Source organism: Nitratireductor sp. StC3 (assembly GCF_003015025.1).
Taxonomy (GTDB): domain Bacteria; phylum Pseudomonadota; class Alphaproteobacteria; order Rhizobiales; family Rhizobiaceae; genus Mangrovimarina; species Mangrovimarina alexandrii.
The window spans coordinates 26185-45916 of record NZ_PYBP01000003.1 but is presented as its reverse complement, the minus strand read 5'-3'; the positions used below and the strand labels follow the sequence as shown (position 1 = coordinate 45916).

General features: G+C 67.1%; 19 protein-coding genes. 9 read left to right on the top strand and 10 right to left on the bottom strand.

The features are described 5' to 3' along the window. Positions 1-2: 2 nt before the first annotated feature. Positions 3-500 carry a hypothetical protein gene (locus C7T96_RS07390; RefSeq protein WP_106570928.1) on the bottom strand — a complete coding sequence of 166 codons (498 nt, stop codon included), beginning with the start codon at positions 498-500 and terminating at the stop codon, positions 3-5. Between the two features lie 217 nt (positions 501-717). On the opposite strand from C7T96_RS07390, the gene C7T96_RS07385 reads away from it, so the two are divergent. Then, complete coding sequence (locus tag C7T96_RS07385) at positions 718-1962, top strand: endonuclease/exonuclease/phosphatase family protein (protein WP_106570577.1); 1245 nt, start codon at positions 718-720, stop codon at positions 1960-1962. A 652-nt stretch (positions 1963-2614) separates the two neighbouring features. Here C7T96_RS07385 and C7T96_RS07380 read toward each other — a convergent pair. Both C7T96_RS07380 and C7T96_RS07375 read right to left on the bottom strand, forming a co-directional pair. Continuing rightward, entirely contained in the window at positions 2615-3373 is a 759-nt protein-coding gene (locus C7T96_RS07380; RefSeq protein WP_146149152.1) for a LuxR C-terminal-related transcriptional regulator, read from the bottom strand. 292 nt (positions 3374-3665) lie between these two features. Then, positions 3666-4406: an autoinducer binding domain-containing protein gene (locus C7T96_RS07375; RefSeq protein WP_106570575.1), complete on the bottom strand. Its 741-nt coding sequence runs from the start codon at positions 4404-4406 to the stop codon at positions 3666-3668. Between the two features lie 452 nt (positions 4407-4858). On the opposite strand from C7T96_RS07375, the gene C7T96_RS07365 reads away from it, so the two are divergent. The 7 genes from C7T96_RS07365 to C7T96_RS07335 all read left to right on the top strand — a co-directional run bounded on the left by C7T96_RS07365 (position 4859) and on the right by C7T96_RS07335 (position 12134). Beyond that, a complete protein-coding gene (locus C7T96_RS07365) occupies positions 4859-6490 on the top strand; it encodes an FAD-binding oxidoreductase (RefSeq protein WP_245414095.1) in 1632 nt (543 codons plus the stop codon). Between the two features lie 442 nt (positions 6491-6932). Continuing rightward, a complete protein-coding gene (locus tag C7T96_RS07360) occupies positions 6933-7175 on the top strand; it encodes a DUF1344 domain-containing protein (RefSeq protein ID WP_106570573.1) in 243 nt (80 codons plus the stop codon). A gap of 168 nt (positions 7176-7343) precedes the next feature. Continuing rightward, complete coding sequence (locus C7T96_RS07355; protein ID WP_106570572.1) at positions 7344-8564, top strand: NAD-dependent epimerase/dehydratase family protein; 1221 nt, start codon at positions 7344-7346, stop codon at positions 8562-8564. Between the two features lie 33 nt (positions 8565-8597). After that, positions 8598-9422, top strand: a complete 825-nt coding sequence (locus C7T96_RS07350; protein WP_106570571.1) for a glycosyltransferase — start codon at positions 8598-8600, stop codon at positions 9420-9422. 4 nt (positions 9423-9426) lie between these two features. Beyond that, a complete protein-coding gene (locus C7T96_RS07345) occupies positions 9427-10323 on the top strand; it encodes an NAD(P)-dependent oxidoreductase (protein WP_106570570.1) in 897 nt (298 codons plus the stop codon). Between the two features lie 135 nt (positions 10324-10458). Then, positions 10459-11133, top strand: coding sequence for a 5-formyltetrahydrofolate cyclo-ligase (locus C7T96_RS07340; RefSeq protein WP_106570569.1), 675 nt, complete (start codon positions 10459-10461; stop codon positions 11131-11133). 308 nt (positions 11134-11441) lie between these two features. Further along, a complete protein-coding gene (locus C7T96_RS07335) occupies positions 11442-12134 on the top strand; it encodes a hypothetical protein (RefSeq protein WP_106570568.1) in 693 nt (230 codons plus the stop codon). A 356-nt stretch (positions 12135-12490) separates the two neighbouring features. On the opposite strand, the gene C7T96_RS07330 is transcribed toward C7T96_RS07335, so the two are convergent. From C7T96_RS07330 to C7T96_RS07320, 3 genes are read right to left on the bottom strand one after another with little or no spacing between them, the layout of a single operon-like run. After that, on the bottom strand, positions 12491-13414 hold the full coding sequence (locus tag C7T96_RS07330) for an NAD(P)-dependent oxidoreductase (RefSeq protein WP_106570567.1): 924 nt from the start codon (positions 13412-13414) through the stop codon (positions 12491-12493). A gap of 10 nt (positions 13415-13424) precedes the next feature. Continuing rightward, positions 13425-14639, bottom strand: a complete 1215-nt coding sequence (locus tag C7T96_RS07325) for a mandelate racemase/muconate lactonizing enzyme family protein (RefSeq protein WP_106570566.1) — start codon at positions 14637-14639, stop codon at positions 13425-13427. Positions 14640-14669: 30 nt separating this feature from the next. After that, complete coding sequence (locus tag C7T96_RS07320; RefSeq protein WP_106570565.1) at positions 14670-15761, bottom strand: Zn-dependent alcohol dehydrogenase; 1092 nt, start codon at positions 15759-15761, stop codon at positions 14670-14672. Between the two features lie 196 nt (positions 15762-15957). Here C7T96_RS07320 and C7T96_RS07315 point away from each other — a divergent pair, with 196 nt between their 5' ends. Continuing rightward, positions 15958-16350, top strand: a complete 393-nt coding sequence (locus C7T96_RS07315; RefSeq protein ID WP_106570564.1) for an acyl-CoA thioesterase — start codon at positions 15958-15960, stop codon at positions 16348-16350. Between the two features lie 14 nt (positions 16351-16364). On the opposite strand, the gene C7T96_RS07310 is transcribed toward C7T96_RS07315, so the two are convergent. From C7T96_RS07310 to C7T96_RS07295, 4 genes are all read right to left on the bottom strand, one after another. Further along, the gene (locus C7T96_RS07310; RefSeq protein WP_245414107.1) at positions 16365-17081 is read right to left on the bottom strand and encodes an extensin family protein; all 717 of its coding nucleotides are present in this window, start codon (positions 17079-17081) and stop codon (positions 16365-16367) included. A 228-nt stretch (positions 17082-17309) separates the two neighbouring features. Continuing rightward, the gene (locus tag C7T96_RS07305) at positions 17310-18020 is read right to left on the bottom strand and encodes an extensin family protein (RefSeq protein WP_245414094.1); all 711 of its coding nucleotides are present in this window, start codon (positions 18018-18020) and stop codon (positions 17310-17312) included. A 223-nt stretch (positions 18021-18243) separates the two neighbouring features. After that, complete coding sequence (locus C7T96_RS07300) at positions 18244-18669, bottom strand: DUF3775 domain-containing protein (RefSeq protein WP_106570561.1); 426 nt, start codon at positions 18667-18669, stop codon at positions 18244-18246. A 72-nt stretch (positions 18670-18741) separates the two neighbouring features. After that, positions 18742-19632, bottom strand: coding sequence for a DMT family transporter (locus tag C7T96_RS07295; protein WP_106570560.1), 891 nt, complete (start codon positions 19630-19632; stop codon positions 18742-18744). Between the last annotated feature and the right edge of the window lie 100 nt (positions 19633-19732).

The window sequence follows — 19732 nt, the reverse complement described above, 5'->3', positions numbered from 1 at the left end:
GCCTACGGACAGCCGTCCAGGGCGGCGGCCAGCGTTTCGGCGGCGCCGTCGAGCGAAAAGGCGGCGAAGGTCTCGAAGGGCGAGCCGTCGGCGGCGTTGGCGCCGGTGATGTCGAAATAGAGCACCAGCCGCCGCCCTTGCCGCAGCGCGTCGATCAGCCGGCGGTCGAGCGGGGCCAGATGGTTTTCGGCCACCGTTCCTTCCGAAAACAGCACCACCGCCATGTCCGAGGCGGCCGCCACCAGCGGCCAGTCATGATCGTCGACGCTGGCGATGATCTTGCCGGGCCGGTACAAATAGTCGGCGCTGCCGCCGGCCTGCGGCAGCACGGGCGCGCCGTCGGCGGTGTGGAGTTCGACCTGAAACGGATCGCCGCATCCCACCGTCAATGCCGCCACGGTGCTGTTCGTGCTCTGCGGCGCGGCCACCGCCTGTTGCGCCTGCACCCGCCATTGGGCGTGCGCGGCGGTGCCGGTCGCGGCGAGGAGAAGGGCGGTCATAAGCCAGGACGGTTTCATGCTCGCCAGTTTGCGCGAGATCGGCCGGCTTGCAAGGCCGGGCGGCGGCCGGCGCGCGCGCGAGATCGTCGCAGCCGGATCGAGGACGCGTCCCGCGGCGACGCCTCGACGAGATGCCGTGATTGTCCTGTGTGAAGTCGGCCACAGCGGCGTTGTATGATCGATGCCATCATAGCGTGAAAACGATCGGGGTTTCGCCATGGTTGCCTACTGGAAGTTGCGCTATGCCTTCAAACGCCTCGACAAGCCCGCGCGCAGGGCCGCGCGGATCCGCACCATCGACGGGCTGGCCCGCCTGCGGCAGGCGATCGCCGAGCGGATGCCCGACCGGACCGCGTCCTCGACGCTTTTGCTCGGCACCTGGAATATTCGCAATTTCGACGACAACCGGTTCGGCCACGGACCGCGGCTGGAGGAGAGTTTCTTCTATCTGGCGGAGATGATCTCGGCCTTCGATATCGTCGCCGTTCAGGAACTCTGCGACGATCTCGGGCCGTTCCAGGAACTGATGAACGTGCTCGGCCCCGGCTACGATTTCATCATGACCGACGTCACCGAGGGGCCGGGCGGCAACCGGGAGCGGCTCGGTTTCCTCTACGACCGCAGCAAGATTTCCTTCAAGGGCGTGGCCGGCGAGATCGTGCTGCCGTTCTCGCGGCAGATTTCCGACGTGACCAAGGAGAGGCAGTTCGCCCGCACGCCGTTCTCGTGCACCTTCCAGTCGGGATGGTTCAAATTCGCCTTCGCCACCGTGCACATATATTACGGCAGCAGTTCGCCGGGGTCTGACAAGTTCAAGCGCCGGGTGAAGGAAATCGACGCGGTCGCCAAATTCATCGCCGGTCGGGCAAGGCGGGACCCGGTCTACAACCATATTCTCGTCGGTGATTTCAATATCGAGGATTTCGAGGGCGAGACCTTCGACGCGCTGGCCCGGCACGGCTTCGAGGTGTTCCGCAACAAGATCGGCAGCAACGCCAAGAAGACGAAATTCTACGACCAGATCTCCTTCTTGCCCAAACACAAGCAGGTCGCGCTCGCCAATCCCGAAAGCGGCAAGGCGCACGGGGTGTTCGACATGTTTTCGGTCGTCTTCCGCGATCAGGATTTCGATCTGCACGACCCGGCGATGTCGGCGATCATCCGCGGGCGGCGCGACGCGGCCGAAGCCCGGCGCGTGAAGGCCGAGGCGCGGATTTCCGCTGCGACGACGGATACTGCGCGCGAGCGTGCGCAAAAGGATCGTGACATTGCGGTGCGGTCGGTCGAGGCCGAAGATCTCCTGCTTGCCGACCGGGACGCGCGCGAGGCCTATTATCTCGACGACTGGCGTACGTTTCAGATCAGCGATCATTTTCCGCTGTTCGTCGAACTGAAGATCGATTTCGCCGACAATTATCTGCAGCGCATGCGCGCGGAGGCCGAAAGCGAGGCGGTCGGCTGACGGGGCCGGGCTTTGACGGTTGGGCGCGGCGCCGCATGTGGCAGGCAGCGGTTAAGATCGCGCTAAACCGGGACCCCCAGTTTTCGTATCCGAAATAAGGCGAATATCAACGCCGCCACAACCGCGCTAGGATGTGTCTATCTTTGGGAGGAGAAGCGGAAAACGGCGGCGCCGGGCGACCATCAAGACGCTCCCGCGCTGCGTGTGCGAGACACCGAACAAGCCCATATGGTGTTATGACGTAATCGCGCCGGTTCCGGTTCTACCCCATAGTCAAGACAGGGTCAGGCCATCCTCCCCACGGATGGCCGCCCATAAATCCACGGGAGCGGGATCGAGAGCTCTTCCCTGTTTCCGCGGTGCGCGGCCAGCGCTCAACCCCACCCCTATGGTCGCTGGCCGCGCGAGCCCTTGCGCATCCGGTTCGGGCATGGCGCCGGCTTGCCGATCCAGCCCGGAATCCGATCCCGTCCGGAACTTTGGCGTGCGACTTGAAGGGCAGGGGCCGGTTTGGCATGGCGGAACGGCACGCTCTTTTTCCCAGAAGCCCTTTTTCCCAAAAAATGCACGGCATCAGAGCGTTGGCAGGCGAGGCGGGGGCCGGTTTACCGCCCGGACGCGTGTTCAAACAAGGCGTTGGAATCGAACGGCGCTAGTCGATCAGCCGGAGCCGGATCGCCTCGGCGACGGCCTGGGTGCGGTTGACCGTGCCGAGTTTCTGGCTGCTTGAGGCGATGTACTGATTGACCGTGTGTTCGGACAGGCCGAGTATCGCCGCGATCTCGACGCTGGTCTTGCCGGCGCTGGTCCAGCTCAGGCATTGCAGTTCGCGCGCGGTCAACCGGGACCGCGGTCGGTCCCGTTGCGACTGTTCGAACCTGGCCATGCGTTCGTAAATCCCGTTGCACCAAAACGACAGATGGGCGGCCTGGCCGATGTCGGGGACCGGGCGTTCGCCGCCGAACAGCGCGAAGCCATGCGGTGCGCGGGCGCGGAAGACCGGCAGGCCGAGCCCGGTGCGGATGCCGAGCCGGGACAGGAGCCCGTCGGTCGCGCGATTGTCGTTGCCGGCATCGGCGGCGCGCGCGGATAAGGGCGCCGGCGTGCGACGATCCCAGAAGAAGGGCCGGCCGCCGCGCAGCGCCTCGACCAGCGTCTTGTCGCCGGAGGCTGCGTCCAGCTCCTGATATTCCCGCACCGAACTGTGCGACAGGCTCGTCAGAACGACCTGGTACGGCAAGGCCGTATCCGCTCCCGATCGGGCCGTCAAAACGGCAAAATGGCGATAGCCGGCATCGCGTGTCAGCTCCATGAGCAGGTCATAGGCTTCCATCGGCCCGACGACGCGTTCCATGCGTTCGCGGAACGCCGTCCAGCCCATGCTGGCCGAAATCAATGCGGCTTGTGTCACGTGTCTTGCTCGCGTGCCGGAACGCCGGCGCTCGACCGGCTGGACTGAGCCGTTCTGCCGGTCGACTTTATGGGAATAAGGCCGCAGATAGGTCTTTTTGCGCAAAAAACAAGCGTCTTGCGCGGCAGTGGTGGCGATTTGTTGCGGCGAAACATCGTGCCGCGCGGCCAAGGATCCGCGGAATATTCGATCCCGTCGATCGGTTTTCTCGTTCGAAGATTGTTGCGGGCCGTGCGCGGCCCCGGTCGGAAACGGTGCTACGCTCGGCGCATATCGGCTGTGCGGCGCGGCGCTACTCGATCAGGCCTCGCCGCACCGCCTTGGCGACCGCGTGGGCGCGGTTGACGGCGCCCAGCTTCTGGCTGCTTGAGGCGATGTACTGATTGACCGTGTGTTCGGACAGGCCGAGGATCGTGCCGATCTCGAGACTGGTCTTGCCGGCCGAGGTCCAGATCAGGCATTGGCGCTCCCGGTCCGACAGCCGCGCCGCGGGTTCGTTGCGACAGGGCGTGTCCAGCACGTCCAGCAGGCGTTCGCTGAGATGGGCGGCAAGCATCATAAGATAGGACAGTTCGACGACATCCGGTTCGGCCCGGTCGCCTGCGAGAAAAAGCAGTCGTCGTTTGCCGGGGCGCCCGGCGGTCGGCACCGCCACGCCGGTGACGAACCCGTGTTCGGCGAAAAGCGCGGCGGCGCGTTCCGCCTCCGTCTGGTTGCGGCGGGCCATGTTCGCCTTGGACGACCAGTGAAACGGCGCGACGGCGTCGCGCGCCCGCGCGATCACGGGGCTCGTCGCCATCAGGCCGAACGCGTCGTAGTCGCGCAAAAACCGGTCGGGCCAGTTGCTGATCAGGATGTGGTCGGCTAGGTGCTGGCTGGCTTCGACCGGTAGGTCGAGCATCACGCCGTGCAGATAGCCGGCCTGGCCGCACATCTCCAGCAGCACATCGTAGCCGTCGTAGCGGTTGCGGATCGCCGCCATTTTCTCGATGAGGTCGGTAAGCGACTGGGCGGTAAGGAAATTCGACGACATGCTGTTTGATCGCGCCTCATTTTTCTTGTTCGTTTTGCGTCGCCGCCGATAATCGGTGACACCCTGTGTGACGTGCGCGTTTATGGTGCGAACCTAGTGGTTCGGCGAGAAAACCGCATCCGGATTATCCAATTTTTCCCCAATTGATCGCGATTATTGCCAAAATAGTTGATAATTTATGTGACGATCTGCAACCGGCGACCGTGTCGGAGCCGCGGGCCGGCCTCCCGCCGCAAGCGAAAGGCTTGCTGGTGCGGCGGACGCCGAATGCCGGTTTTCGGCCAAGTTCGCGCGCAAGCGGCGCCGGTCTCGTCGACGGCGGCGATTTTTCGGCCAGGTGAAGCCGGACAGCCGCCGGACCGCGGCGCGTCCGGAACTGGAGACGGTTGCGCCGCGCCGCGAAAGCCGGTCTAAGCGGGCCGGCCGGGGCGGATCGGGAGGCGGATTTGGCGGTGCGGCGCAAACGGTACTGGGTGTCTCGGCGCGCCGTTCTGGGGGCTGCCCTGGGCGTCGGCGCCATCGGCTGGAGCGGGGTGACGCTCGCCCGGCTGGCGCGCGCGCCGTCCGGGTCCAAGGATGCCGGCCGGGTCGCGGACGCGGATGGGCTGAGCCTTGCCGTCGACCCGCCGCCGGCGCCGCCGCACGACCCCGCACTGCCATGGATCGCGAAAGGCGGCAATCTCAACGATGCCAGCGCCCTGTCGCGAACGCCGGTCTACGGCGTTGTCGGCGTGCGCGGCGAACAGGATGTGGCCACAGCGCTCGCCTTCGCCCGCGCCAACGGCCTGAAAGTGTCGGTCGCGGCGGTGCGCCATTCCATGGGCGGGCATGCGTTCGACGATCACGCGTTGGTGCTCGACATGCGCGCCTTCAACGCCATCGCGGTCGACGCGGCCGAACGCACGGTGACCGTCGAGCCAGGCGCGACCTGGCACGACATCCAGAACGTTTTGCATCCGTTGTTCGCGGTCAAGGCGATGCAGTCGACCGACATCTTCTCCGTCGGCGGGTCGATTTCCGTCAACGCGCATGGCATGGACCATCATGCCGGCGCGCTGGCGGGCAGTGTGCGCGCGATGCGGGTCATGCTGCCCTCGGGCACGGTGCTGACCTGCTCGCGCGAGGAAAACGCCGAGCTCTTCCGCCACGTCCTGGGCGGTTACGGCCTGTTCGGCGTGATCGTGTCGGCCACGCTCGACATCGTCGCCAACGCCGTCTACCGCACCGCGCGGGCGGTCATCCGCTCCGAGGATTTCCCCGGCTATTTCGAGCGCGACCTGGCGGGCGAGGGCGGCCCGGGCCTGTTCTACGGCCATCTGTCGACGGCGCCCGGCAGCCTGCTCGAAGAGATGATCGTCTATCGCTACGACAAGGTGGCCGAGCGCGCGCCGCTCGACATGCCCCGGCTCGGCGCGCCCGGCGCGGTCAAGCTCAAGCGGCTGATCATGAACCTGGCCAAGCACGGGGCGCTGTTCCAGCGGCTGAAATGGTACGCGGAAAAGAAACTCGAGCCGGAGTTCGAAAACTGCACCGTGGCGCGCACCGACGCGCTCGGCGAGGGCGAGGCGTGCCTGGTCTCGCGCAACGATCCCATGCACGATTCCGTGCCGTACCTGTTCAACGATCTGGCGGGCGATACCGATATCCTGCACGAATATTTCGTGCCGCGCGCCGCCTACAACGCCTTCATCGCCGACATGCGCCGCGTGCTGGCCGCTCAGTCCCTGCCGGTGCTCAACGCCTCGGTACGGGTGGTGCATGCCGAAGACATCGCGCTTTCCTATGCGCGCGCGCCCGCCTTCTCGCTGGTGCTTTACATCAACCAGCCGGCCGACGAGGCCGGCTCCACGGCGATGCGCGCGTTGACGCGGGCCTTGATCGACATCGCCCTCAAACATGGCGGACGCTTCTTCCTGCCCTATCAGCTCCACTATACGGGCGCGCAACTGCTCGCCAGCTATCCCGAGTTGCCGCGTTTCCTGGCCAACAAGCGCGCCTATGATCCGGACGAGCTGTTGAGCTCGACCTTCTATCGGGTGTTGAAGGCGATGGCGGCCGACATCCCGTTGCCGGGACCGGCCTGAACCGCGTCGCCTGCGCGATACGCTCCCGAACGGAGCTTGCCGCCGGCGTTGCGGGCCGTGCCCCGGCAGGGTCGCGACACTCACATTATTTATATTACGTAACGCGAATTTATTGGGCGAGGCGACCGCGGCGCGTGCCCGGCGCCGTCCGTGAACGGGACGCGCGCCAATTTCGGCAAAGTTGCGTCCACAGCCGTCGCGATTAAGGCCGGCACAGCGCCGTCGCGCGGCTCGGCGCCGGTCGGCCGATGCCGTTTCCCGGCGCGCAAGCCTCGGATTGTGGCAAAAACAAGTCATTGAAATCGTTTGATTCTTTTACACGAGTTGATTTGCGGACAGCATCCGGCGGGGCCTAGATAAGCCCCGTCGGCCGGGATTGACTCAAACGGGTCTCAGGCAACGGAGATTCCGGCCGGCGAAACGGAAATAACGGAGTCATGTGATGACCAAATTGCTTACTGCCCTCGCCGCTACCGCATTTTTCGCCGTTGCCGCCCATGCGGCGGAGGTACAGGGCACGGTCCAATCGGTCGATCCGGCCAGCCGCACCATCATGCTCGATGACGGCACCAGCTACGTCGCCGATGCCGCCGTCGATCTCGATGCGCTCGCGGCGGGCGACAAGGTGATGATCACCGTGGACGACGCCACCACCAGCGCCGTCGAGGTCGAAAAGCAGGAGTAGGCGCGGCGGACCCGAATCTTCTCCCGGCCGGTCCCGCAAGGGGCCGGCCTTTCTCGGTTGGCCCGGCCGGCTTCGCGGCGTGCCGGGCGAGGCCGTTTCGGCGGCGTACCATTCCTGTCATAAATGCCGGCTACCACGCGGCAGGTTTTTGTGAGAGGGATCAATTCGATGAAAATAGCGGTTCTCGGCGGTGACGGATTCGTCGGCTGGCCCACCTCGTTGCATCTGTCCGACCGCGGTCACGACGTCCATATCGTCGACAATCTCTCGCGGCGCTGGATCGACACCGAACTGGGCGTGCAGTCGCTCACCCCGATGGATTCGATCCAGGAGCGCACCCGTATCTGGCATCAGGAGACCGGGCGGCGCATCCATTTCCATCTGATCGACCTGGCGCGCGACTACGAGGTGTTGAAGCGCTGGCTCGCCGAGGAGCGGCCCGACGCGATCGTGCATTTCGCCGAGCAGCGCGCCGCGCCCTATTCGATGAAGAGCGATCGGCACAAGAACTACACCGTCAACAACAATGTCAGCGCCACGCACAATCTGCTCAACGCGGTGGTGGAAGCCGGACTCGACGCGCATCTGGTGCATCTGGGCACGATGGGCGTCTACGGCTATTCGAGCGTCGGCGCGGCGATCCCGGAAGGCTATCTGCCGGTCGGTGTCGAGACCCTGGCCGGCGAGACGGTCAGCCAGGAAATTCTCTACCCGGCCAATCCCGGCTCGATCTACCACATGACCAAATGCCTGGATCAGCTCCTGTTCCAGTTTTACGCCAAGAATGACGGGGTCAGGATCACCGATCTGCATCAGGGCATCGTCTGGGGCACGCACACCGACCAGACCCGCCGTCACGACCAGCTCGTCAACCGTTTCGATTATGACGGCGATTACGGCACGGTGTTGAACCGCTTCCTGATTCAGGCGGCGATCGGCTACCCGCTGACCGTGCACGGCACTGGCGGCCAGACCCGCGCCTTCATCCATATCCAGGATTCGGTGCGCTGCATCGAACTGGCGCTGAACAACCCGCCGAAATCGGGCGAGCGGGTGAAGATCTTCAACCAGATGACGGAAACCCACCGCGTGCGCGACCTGGCCGAGATGGTCGCGCGTATCGCCGGAGCCGAGGTCGCCTATCTGCCCAATCCGCGCAAGGAAGCGGCCGAGAACGACCTGGTGGTCGACAACGAGCAGTTCATGGCGCTCGGCCTCGATCCGACCACGCTGGAGGCCGGCCTGTTGTCGGAAGTGATCGACGTGGCCAAAAAATTCGCCTATCGCGTCGACCGGTCGCGCATCCCCGCCGTCTCGGCCTGGACCAGGGACATCGCGCCGACGGTCGAACGCGACCCCGAGGGCCGGCGGCTGAAGAGCGTTTCCTAGGCCCGTGGGCAGGCGAATGACGAGATTTTCCCGGTGAGCGATGCGCGCGCCTATGTCACGCTGGTCACCAATGCCGATTTCGCGCTCGGCGCGACGGCGCTGGTGCGCTCGCTGCGGCTGACGGGGACGAGCGCCGATATCGTGGTCATGCACACGGGCGGTGTTGCGCCGGCGGCGCTGGCGCCGGCCGCCGCGCTCGGCGCGCGGCTGCGGCCGGTCGCGATGCTGGCGACCTCGGATGCGTTCAACGCGCGCCATGCCAAACAGGAAATCCACGGCCGCAATCCTTTCACCAGGGGCGAAAAGCCGGCCTTCCACACCCCGCTCGACAATTTCGCCAAGCTGAGGCTGTGGCAGTTGGAGGAGTATGAAAGCGTCGTCTTTCTCGACGCCGACACGCTGGTCCTGCGCAATATCGACCGGCTGTTTGCCTATCCGGAGTTTTCCGCCGCGCCCAATGTCTACGAGCGGCTTGCCGACTTCCACCGCATGAATTCGGGCGTGTTCGTTGCCAGGCCCTCGCAACGGACGTTTGAAAAAATGCTCGCCGTGCTCGATGCGCCCGGCGCCTTCTGGCCCCGCACCGACCAGACCTTTCTGCAAAGCTTCTTTCCCGACTGGCACGGCCTGCCGGTGTTCTGCAACATGCTGCAATATGTCTGGTTCAACCTGCCGGAACTGTGGGACTGGAATTCCGTCGCGGTCGTGCATTACCAGTACGAAAAACCCTGGCAGGGCGACCATGCCAAGGCCGACAGGCTGCGGCCGCTGATCGAGCTGTGGCGGGCCTTCCACCAGGGCGGCGCGATCCCCGCTATCGCTGCCCTGCCGCCGCCCGCGCCGACGGCGCGGGGTTAGGGCCGTGCCGGCGACGCTGGTTTCGGGAGGCACCGGCGTTGTCGGCCGGTTCGTCGTCGAGGCCCTGCTTGCGGCCGGCCACGACGTTACCCTTTTGGGCCGCACAGCGCCGCCGGCCGGTTTTTTTCCGCCTGCCACCGGCTTCGTCGAAGGCGCGCTCGATCCCGGCCGCGACCGGAGCGCGGCCTTTGCGGGCATCGATTTTTTCGTTCACGCCGCCTTCGACCATCTGCCCGGCCGTTACCGGGGCGGGGAGGGCGACGATCCGGCCGGGTTTCGCCGCCGCAATCTCGACGGCAGCCTGGCCCTGTTCGACCAGGCCAAACGTGCCGGCGTGAGACGCGTGGTGTTTTTGTCGAGCCGCGCCGTCTACGGCCGGCAGCCGCCGGGTGCTGTGCTTTTTGAAGACACGCCGTGTCATCCCGACACGCTTTACGGCACGGTGAAGCACGCCGCCGAACAAGGGCTTATGGGGCTGGGCGATGCCGGCTTTTGCGCCACCGCGCTGCGCATCACCGGCATCTACGGGCCGGCCGCGGCGAACCGGGCGCACAAATGGCAGCCGCTGTTTGACGATTTCCTCGCCGGCCGGCCGGTCGCGCCGCGTGTTGCCGGCGAGGTGCACGGCGCCGATGTCGGCCAGGCGGTGCGGCATGTGCTCGCGGCCGCGCCGGGGGCGGTGTGCGGCGAGCTCTTCAACGTCGCCGATATCGTGCTCGACCGGCACGACCTTCTGGCGCTTGTGGGCGAGGCGGCCGGCGCGGGCGGCCCCCTGCCGGCGCGCGCCGACCCGGCCCCTCTCAACCTGATGGACACGCGCAAACTGCGCGCGCTCGGCTGGCGGCCGGGCGGCATGGCGCTTCTTGAGCGCACCGTGCGCGAGATGTGCGCAAGGCGGTGAGGGTCGGCGATGCGACGCCGCGATGTCGCTTGCGTGGCAGGGGCGGCCTTGCGTGGCGGTCTAGGATCGGCTCGGTTACCGATCGGGACATGGCGGGTTTTGCCGCCGCGGTGCCGCAAGAATGCGAGGTGTGCGATGGCGGACGAGGACGACCGGCCGGCCGGCGGGGCCTATGCCTCGCCGCCCTGTTTCATGCACGAATTGCAGTCGGGTTTTGCCGCGTCCGACAGCGATCCGCAGGCGCGCGCCGACATCATGCGCTGGCGCAAGGCCGAACGCCAGCGGCTGATCGAGGCACGGTTGGCCGTGCCGGCCGCCGAACGCAGCGCCATGGCCGGCGCGATCGCGACCCATCTTGACGCGGCGATCGGCGATCCGGCCGGTCGGCGGCTCAGCCTCTACTGGCCGTTTCGCGGCGAGCCGGATCTGCGCGCCTTCGCCGCCGACTTCATGCGGCGCGGCGGCACGCTCGCCCTGCCGGTGGTGGTGGAAAAGGCCGCGCCGCTGGTGTTTCGCGACTGGCGGCCGGGCATGAAGCTGGAAAAGGGCGTGTGGAACATTCCGGTTCCGCCGGCGGCGCCGGCCGTGATCCCCGACATCGTGATTTCGCCGGTCGTCGGCTTCGATCCGGCCAATTACAGGCTGGGTTACGGCGGCGGGTTCTTCGACCGCACGCTGGCGGCGCTGCCGGCCCGGCCGACGGTGATCGGCGTCGGTTACGCCGCGGCCGCCATCGCCACCATCTATCCGCAGCCCCACGACATCGCGATGGACTTCATCGTCACCGAGGCCGGGCGCGCCGGTCAATAATCTCAGACGTCTACAGCCCGGCTCCGGCGGGGTCGCATGCAGCCGGCGCACCGGCACGGCGAGATCCGTGCGGGGCCGGCAGGCGCGGGGCGCATCGCGGCTGGGATATCGTGGCATGATTTTTTAACAAGCCATCGCTAATGTGGTGGGCGGGGTGACGGCGCGGCCTTCGGGCGGCGGCTTTGGAGAAAGCGCGGCGGACGACGCCGTAGCGGGAGCCTCGGCATGGTCCTTTCGAACGACGCAAGCAGATCGGCGGCAGCGTACCCGGCCGCCGCTTTCGCCGCGCACGGCGCGGGGCGCGCGGCGTGAGCCGGCGGGGTTTTTGGGCGAAGGTCGCGCTGGTCGCGGCGCTGCTGGCGCTCGCCGGCTGCGACGCGCTGGGTTTCAAGAACTGGGAATGGCGCCAGAAACTGGTGATCGAGATCGAGACGCCGTCTGGCATCGTCAGCGGCGGTAGCGTGGTCGCGGTCGAGGCCGGCACCTCGCCGAAATGGGCGCCTGGCGCGGGGGCCGGCGGACTGGGCGCAAGGGTGCGTGGCGAGGCGTCCTTCGTCGAGGTGGCGCCCGGACGCTATTTGTTCGCGCTGCTCGGCGGCGGCGACTGGGAGCGCGAGGTCGCGCTGACATTGTTCTTTCCCGAGCCCGCGCCGCCGCCGCTCGAACGGGCCGAGAGACTTGAGTCCATGCATGAAACCCGTGAAGTGCCGCGCCAGCGCTACCCGCCGCTCGTGACCTTCACCGACCTTGCCGACCCGACGACGGTGAAGCGCGTCGATCCCGACGACCTCGCTGCGAGCTTCGGCCCCGGTGTGGCGCTGAAACGCGTCACGCTGGAAATCACCGACGAGGATGTGACGGAGGGAGAAGTGGAGGCGGTGCTGGGGTGGCTGGGGGAGTACTATGACAAGCGATTGGACGGGAACCGTTTTGGCACAATCAATACGACCAATCGGTTTGCGAATGATCTGAGCGCCGGACGCTTCGACACGGAGAAGTAGAATGCCGATTTCAAAAGACCTCTTCCTCGCCATCCTGTCCATGGACGCTTACAATCGCGGCTATGGGGCGGGCATAAATAACGAAGGTATCAACGACACGGATGGCCTAGGCACTATCGGTTCGAAGATCGGCCGAGCTACGGTACGTGACGAAAGCGATGTCGACGACGGGACGCCAAGTGTCGAAGCCGGCTTCTACACGCTGGCCTACGAAATGGATGCGGAGGTCGGCACGGGCTCCGACAAGCTCTTGGCCGGCGACACGGTGATCGCCTGTCGCGGCGCCGCGGCGGCCGGGGCCGGGCGCACCGGCTTTGTGCGCCCGCGGTCCCCAACGCCGTCCGCGCCGGCGCGCCTCAGGCCTGGAGCCGGGCGGGGAACCCCGGGGCGCGCAGATCGGTGCCGGTCTCGTCCTCCAGCAGCTTGACGATCATGGTCGACCAGGCCTCGCCGCCATAGGCCGCCCTGCCGTTTTCGAAGATCGCCTCGACACGCGCGGCCAGATCGAACGGCGCGCCGAATTCTGCGGCCATGGCGCGCGCGAAGCCGAGGTCCTTGAGCGCCAGGTCCATCGTGAAGCCGATATCGTAGGAACCGTTCAAGACCAGCTGGCCCTCGGTCTCGTGCACGAAGCTGGTGCCCGACGAGGCGGCGATGGCGTGATAGGCCTGGGCCAGGTCGAGCCCGCCGCGCCGGGCCAGCATCAAGGCCTCGCCGGCGGCGACCAGATGGATGAAGGCGAGCATGTTGGTGATCACCTTGATCACCGCCGCCGCGCCGAGCGGGCCCATCAGAAAATGCTTGTGGCACATCGCCGTGATCGCCGGGGCGTGGCTGTCGTAAAGCGCCGCGTCGCCGCCGACCAGCGCGGTGATGCGGCCCTCGGCGGCCAGATGCACGCCGCCGGTGACCGGGCATTCGAGCACCGCGACGCCGCGTTCGGCGGCGAGGCCGGCCAGCCGCAGCATCTCGTCGCGGCCGTTGGTCGACATTTCGATCCAGGTCCCGCCCGCCGACAGGCCGTCGAGCAGGCCGCCCGGCCCTGCCAGCACCGCCTCGCTGACCGCCGGCGAGGGCAGGCAGGTGATGGCGTTGCCGGCGCTTTTGGCGGCTTCTGCCGGGCCGGCGCAGGCGACCGCGCCCTTGTCGACAAGCCGGGCGACGGCCTCCCGGTCGCGGTCGTGGACGAAAACGGCGTAGCCGGCCGCAAGCAGGCGGGCGGCGAGATGGTGGCCGAGATGGCCGAGGCCGATGAAGGCGTAGTCGGGCTTGTCCGTCATGGCGACCTCCTCAGGGCATCAGCGGGGTCTGCATCATCTGCAGATGCAGGTCGTCGCCGTCATAGGGGTGGGCCTCGCAGACCGCCTCGTCGAGTTCGACGCCGAGGCCGGGCCCGGTCGGGGGAATGACGTCGCCGTCCTGCCATGCGATTTTTTTCTTCAACAGCCGGGCGTGAAACCCGTCCCACTGCTTGAGCGATTCCAGGATCAGGAAATTGGGCAGGGTGACGGCGAGCTGGATGTTGGCCGCGCCGACGATCGGTCCGCAATAGCAGTGCGGCGCGATCTGGATATGGTAGGCCTCGGCCATCGCCGCGATCTTCTTGGTTTCCAGAATGCCGCCGGAGCGGCCGAGATCGGGCTGCAGGATGGCGGCGGCGCGGTGCTCGATCACCCGGGCGAATTCGGCCTTGGTGGTCAGCCGCTCGCCGGTCGCGACCGGAATAGAGGTGGCGCGGGCCACCTGCGCCATCACTTCGGGCATGTCGGGCGGCACCGGTTCCTCGAACCAGAGCGGGTCGTAGGGCTCGATGGCGCGCGCCAGCCGCAGCGCGCCGGCGGCGGTGAACTGGCCATGGGTGCCGAACAGGATGTCGGCCTTGCTGCCGACGGCGGCGCGGATCGCCTTCAGCATGCCGGCCGAGGTGTCGATGTCGACGAGCCGCGGCTGGTGGCCGTCGAAGGCGGTGTAGGGGCCGGCCGGATCGAGCTTGACGGCGGTAAAACCCTGGCTGACATAGTCGGCCGCGCATTGGGCGGCGAGATCGGGGTCGTTGTAGACGTTGCGGCCCTCGGGCGCGTCTTCCGAATGCACCGATCCTTCCTGCGGGTAGAGATAGGTGTAGGAGCGCAGGCTCTCGTGCACGCGGCCGCCCAGAAGCATGTAGACCGGCTTGCCGGCCTCCTTGCCGATAATGTCCCAGCAGGCGATCTCGAGCGCGGAAAAACAACCCATCACCGAGACGTCCGGACGCTGGGTGAAGCCGGAGGAGTAGGCGCGGCGGAAAAACGCCTCGATGTCGTGCGGGTCGCGGCCGACCAGATAGCGCGCCGCCAGATCCTCGATCATCCGGGCGGTCACGTGCGGGCCGAAGGTGGCGTTGTAGGCCTCGCCGTAGCCGGTCACGCCGCCATCGGTCGTCAGGCGCACGAAGATGAAATATTTGCCGCCAATGCCGGGCGGCGGATTGCCGACCACCCAGGTCTTCACGTCGGTGATCTTCATCGTCTGCCGCTCCTTCTCAGCCGCCGGGTGTCAGTCGAACACGATTACGTTGCGCAGCGCGTGGCCGGTCTTCACCGCCGCGATCGCCTGGTTGATCGCCTCCAACGGGTAGCGCGCGCTGACCAGCTCGTCGAGCTTGAGCCGGCCGCCGCGATAATGCTCGACAAGGGCGGGGATGTCGGTCGCTATGTCGGCCTCGCCCATCTTGGAACCGATGATCTTCTGGTTCCAGGCGGCAAGGGTGCCGGGATCGTAGTGGGCAAGCACGCCTGACGGCGGCATGCCGACGACGACGACCGTCCCGTTCTTGGTGATGTAGTCGAAGGCCCCGTCGAAGGCGGTCTTCTGGCCGACGGTGACGAAGACATGGTCGACGCCGCGCCCGTTGGTCAGCGCCTTGACGCGGGCCGCGGCGTCCTCGCGGGCCGGGTTGACGCCGTCGGTGGCGCCGAACCGTTTGGCCGCCTCCAGCTTGTCGTCGTGAAGGTCGATCGCCACGACTGGCGCCGCGCCGGCGATCGCCGCGCCCTGGATGCTGTTGAGCCCGACGCCGCCGCAGCCGATGACGGCGACCGCCTCGCCGGGCCCGACGCGGGCGGAATTGACCACGGCGCCGAAGCCGGTGATCACCCCGCAGGCCAACAGCGAGGCGCTGTCGAACGGTATGTCGGCGGGGATCGCCACGAGCTGGCTTTGATGCACCACCACCTTGTCGGCGAAGGCGCCGGTGCGCAGGGCCTGCTCGTAGCGGCTTCCGTCGGCGCCCGTAAGCGCGCCCTCGCGGTCGAGCGCGAACACCTCCTCGCACATCACCCGGCTTTGCCGGCGGCAATAATGACACGCGCCGCAGGAGCGGATCAGGGTGACGACGACATGGTCGCCGGGCGCGAGGCCGGTCACGCCCGCCCCGGTCGCGGCCACCACGCCGGCCGCCTCGTGGCCGTAGACCGCCGGCAGCGTCCCGCCCCAGGCGCCGTCGGCATAGGAAATGTCGGAATGGCAGATGGCGCAGGCCTTGACGTCGACCAGCACCTCGCCCGGGCCGGGGTCGGCGAGCGTGATCTCCTCGATCGCCAGCTCTTGTCCAAAGGCGTGGCACACGGCGGCGCGGGCTTTCGGCATCGGGTTTCGGCCTTTCTGGCGATTTCGTGCGGCCAAGACTAGGCGAGGGGCGCGACGATTGCGCGCCGCCAGGGCGACATCGCAGGTCGGGATTTTCGTAGCCGCACGGGTCTGTCCAGGTGCCGGCCGTCGTTGACGCCGGACAGTCCCGCCGCTACCAGCGGGGTTTGCGCGACACGATCTTGAAAGGCGAACCATGGGCGAAAACCGGATCCCGCCATGCGGCGAGCTGACCTTGCGCACGCTGGCCATGCCCAGCGACGCCAACGCCGCCGGCGATATTTTCGGCGGCTGGGTGATGGCGCAGATGGATCTCGCCTGCGGCATCCGCGCGGCAGAGCGCGCCAGGGGGCGCGTGGTGACGGCCGCGGTCAAGGAGATGTCGTTCGCCAAGCCGATGAAGATCGGCGACACGCTGTGCGTCTATACCGAGATCACCCGCGTCGGCCGCACCTCCATGGTGCTCAAGGTCGAGGCCTGGGCGCAGCGCTACCTGTCCGACCTGATGGAAAAGGTCACCGACGCCGATTTCATCATGGTGGCGCTCGACAAGGACGGCAAGCCGAGCCCGGTGCCGGCAGACGGCTGACGGCGCGGCCGGGCCTATTTGCAGGCGCGGTAGCCGTTGCGGCGCGGCTTGATGTCGAAGTGGAAATGGTCGGCGTGGTCGCGGTCGTAGCCGGGCCCGAGCACGGTGGTGAAATAGCCGCAGGCGTCCGAGCGCACGGTGTTCAGGAGCCCGCGCTCGCGGAAGGAGAACCAGCCCGGCTTGCGCACGTCGATCTTCCTGCCGTTCTTCAGGTCGATCTGCATGACGTCGAGCGCGTTGCCGCGCGAATGTTCCGACATCTTGGCGCTGCCGTTGATGCGCCGGCACGAATAGCTCGAGCCCTGGTGAATGGTGCGGATGCCCGACATGTAGCGCCAGCGCGCGGCCGGGGCGAGTTCGTCCTTGGTCCAGCGGGCGAAAGCGAGCGCCATCTGGCAGTTGAGCGTGGCGGCCGGCTTCAGCGCGATGTTTCCCGAAAAGCCGGAGATTTCGACCGGATGGTCGATGCGGCACGACGCGCTGTCGTTGATCGGCGCGATGTCGCGATAGGTAACGCCGAGCCGTTTCAGCGCGGATCGGCACTGGCGTTCCTCGGCAGATAGCGTCTGGAATGGCGAGGCCGGGCTGTTTAGGCGCGGGAAACCGGCCATGAACGGGTTGGACGGCACCAGGCGCGCCAGTCCGCGCGCCGGCACGGCGCTGGTCCTGGCGCCGACATCGACGTCCGGCCGCATCACCTCGGAGACGGAGCAGGCCGATAGCGCCAGCATCCCGACGGCAAGCACGGCGACCGGTGCGGCGGTTAGGCGGCGCGACCGGCGCGGAGCCGGCCGTGGAGAGCGGCGGAACGATAGACGCATGAACATTTTCCCGTCCGTTTCACGCCACAATAGCGGCGAAGCGTAAAGGAAAGTTCAGCGCCGGCATTTACGATTTGGGCCAAATCCGGGCGAGCCGCCCCGGTTCACTGGCAGTCCGGGCTCACTGGCGACCCGGGCTTACTGGCAAAAAGTCGCCCCGCCGCGCCGTTCGGCCAGGTCGAAATGGAAATGGGTGGCATGGTCGGCATCCGCGCCCGGACCGAGCACGGTCTTGAACGGTCCGCAGGCGCGGTCGCGCACGCCACGCAGAAACTGGCGCTCTCCATCCCCGGCAGGCTTGCCGACCTCGATGCGGGTGCCGTCGGCCAGTTCGAAGGCCGACAGGTCGATTGCGTTGCCGAACGCGTGTTCGGAGAGTTTCGCCGAGCCGTTGCGCGGCCGGCACACGTAACCCGATACCCGATGCAGCGCGGCGAGCGGCTGCGCGAAGCGGCGCGCGGCGACCGGCGCGGCCACGTCGCGCACGAAACGGGCGGCGGTTTCGGCGATGGCGCAATTCAACAGCGCCGGCGGACGCAGGCCGACCTGCGGGGAAAGCGTTCGCACCAGCACGGGATGATCGATGCGGCAGCCCGCCGGATCGCGCACCGGCGCGGCGTCTCGAAACGAGACGCCGAGCGTGCGCAGGCGCTTGCGGCAGTCCCGTTCGGTCGCGTCCGCCTCGGCCGGCGGCGGGGCCGGTTGCGCGTCGTCGCCGGTCGCGCGGCGTGGTGCCGGCGCGGGAATGGGCGCAGCCGTCCGCGTTTCCGGCACCGGCCGCAATGCGGGCGCGGGCGCGGTTTCCGGCAGCGGGGCGGCGGCGATCCCGCTTGCCGATGCTGCGCTCAAGATAAAAGCCAAAACAAAAACTTGCCCTGGTTTGGTGACGCGGTGATTCATCGAGTTGTGGTTGTGAGTCAACGTGTTTTCGAACCGGTTCAACGTTCCTGTCGCCGTGCCATACACAGCGGTGGCGACCGTGGCGTGACCGGTTCGGTCACATCGCGTTTCGTTGATGAAACATAGGCTCTGGAGCCCGGATGGGCGGCCTCGAGGCGCACCGCCTAAGCCGTCACGCGCCGATCGCTTCCAGGCCTTCCTCCAGCCAATCGCCCAGCATCGGCATGCCGAGCAGATATTTGGCGGTGCGGCGGCGGCCGCGCTGGCGCGCCTCGGCGACGGCTGCGTCCCATTCCGACGCCTCGTAGTCGCCGCGGCCGATCCAGGCGAGGGCGACGAGTTCGGCCGCCTCGTCGACGTTGAGGTCGCCGATCAGGGCGCGCAGTTCCTTTTCGGTCAGGTTTTCGGATTCTTCCTCGGCGAGCCCGTCGTGATGATGGCCGTCGCGCATGTCGCCGTCGAACTCGATCTCGTGTTCGGCGCCGTCATTGTAATCGTCGTTGAGCGCGGCGCTGATCGCCTTCGCCTTGAGGATGAAGACGCGCACCGTGTCCGGGTCGATGGTCAGATCCCAGTCGTGTTCGATCGGTTTGTGCACCGTGCCGCTCCATGCGCGCCCATCGTCGCATAATGAATTCAACGCCGGGCCGATGCAAATGAAGTCGGCGGTTCAGGCCGGGCCGCGCCGGCGCAGCAGAAGCGGCGGCAGGATTTCGACGGCGAGGATGGCGAAAAAGATCAGCGCGCACCCGACGAGCCCGGTGGCCGGCAGCCGTTCGCCGAGGAAGATCGCGCCGAACAGGGCGGCGAAGACGGATTCCGACGACAGGAAGATCGCGGCCTGCGAGGCGGTGGTGTAGCGCTGGCCGACCGCCTGCAGCGTAAAGGCGATGCCGCCGGAGAAAATGCCGGCATAGAGGATTTCGGGCGCGGCGGCGACGATGCCGGCAAGCCGGATCGGTTCCAGCGCCAGCGCGGTGGCGAGCCCCAGCCCGGCGCAGACCGCGAACTGGGTGACCGCCAGCGTGATCGGCCGTCCGCTGCCGGCGGCGTGGCGGGCGATGAAGATCATCTGCAGGGCCCAGAACAGCGCGCACAAAATGGTCAGCCAGTCGCCGACGGTCAGCCCGGCGAGCGCGCCGCCCGACAAAAGCCAGATGCCGGCGAGCGCGGCGAAGGCGGCGGGCCACACCACCGGATGCGGCCATTGCCGGTAGAGGACAACGACCAGAAACGGCACCATCACGACATAGAGCCCGGTCAGGAAACCGGAATTGGTGACGGTCGTGGTCAGCAGGCCCGCCTGCTGGGAGGCCATGCCGCCGAACAGCAGGATGCCGATCAGGCCGAAGGCGCGCCGGTCGGCCGGCGCCAGCGCGGTTTCGGCCGCCGCACGCTCTCTGAGCGCGAAGGGCAGCATGGCGAGGGTGGCGACCAGGAAACGCAGGCCGACGAACAGGAACGGGCCGAGCGCGTCCATGGCGGTCGACTGGGCGACGAAACCCATGCCCCACAGCGCGCCGGCAAGCAGAAGGACCAGATTGGCGACGGAGCGGGACATAAAAAACCGTTTCGGGAGCGACGATGCTTTGGTTTAGCAAGCCGAAACGGTGCGGCAAAGCCCGGCGCGGCCGCAGGCGCCGACGCCTCGTCACGGCAAT

Bases quoted from the DNA above. Each gene is read 5' to 3' on its own strand.
- C7T96_RS07360 (WP_106570573.1), top strand. From the start codon at position 6,933: ATGACCAAATTGCTTACTGCCCTCGCCGCTACCGCATTTTTCGCCGTT.
- C7T96_RS07330 (WP_106570567.1), bottom strand. From the start codon at position 13,414: ATGACGGACAAGCCCGACTACGCCTTCATCGGCCTCGGCCATCTCGGC.
- C7T96_RS07295 (WP_106570560.1), bottom strand. From the start codon at position 19,632: ATGTCCCGCTCCGTCGCCAATCTGGTCCTTCTGCTTGCCGGCGCGCTG.
- C7T96_RS07340 (WP_106570569.1), top strand. From the start codon at position 10,459: ATGGCGGACGAGGACGACCGGCCGGCCGGCGGGGCCTATGCCTCGCCG.
- C7T96_RS07390 (WP_106570928.1), bottom strand. From the start codon at position 500: ATGACCGCCCTTCTCCTCGCCGCGACCGGCACCGCCGCGCACGCCCAA.
- C7T96_RS07375 (WP_106570575.1), bottom strand. From the start codon at position 4,406: ATGTCGTCGAATTTCCTTACCGCCCAGTCGCTTACCGACCTCATCGAG.
- C7T96_RS07310 (WP_245414107.1), bottom strand. From the start codon at position 17,081: ATGCTGGCGCTATCGGCCTGCTCCGTCTCCGAGGTGATGCGGCCGGAC.
- C7T96_RS07320 (WP_106570565.1), bottom strand. From the start codon at position 15,761: ATGCCGAAAGCCCGCGCCGCCGTGTGCCACGCCTTTGGACAAGAGCTG.
- C7T96_RS07325 (WP_106570566.1), bottom strand. From the start codon at position 14,639: ATGAAGATCACCGACGTGAAGACCTGGGTGGTCGGCAATCCGCCGCCC.
- C7T96_RS07385 (WP_106570577.1), top strand. From the start codon at position 718: ATGGTTGCCTACTGGAAGTTGCGCTATGCCTTCAAACGCCTCGACAAG.
- C7T96_RS07355 (WP_106570572.1), top strand. From the start codon at position 7,344: ATGAAAATAGCGGTTCTCGGCGGTGACGGATTCGTCGGCTGGCCCACC.
- C7T96_RS07315 (WP_106570564.1), top strand. From the start codon at position 15,958: ATGGGCGAAAACCGGATCCCGCCATGCGGCGAGCTGACCTTGCGCACG.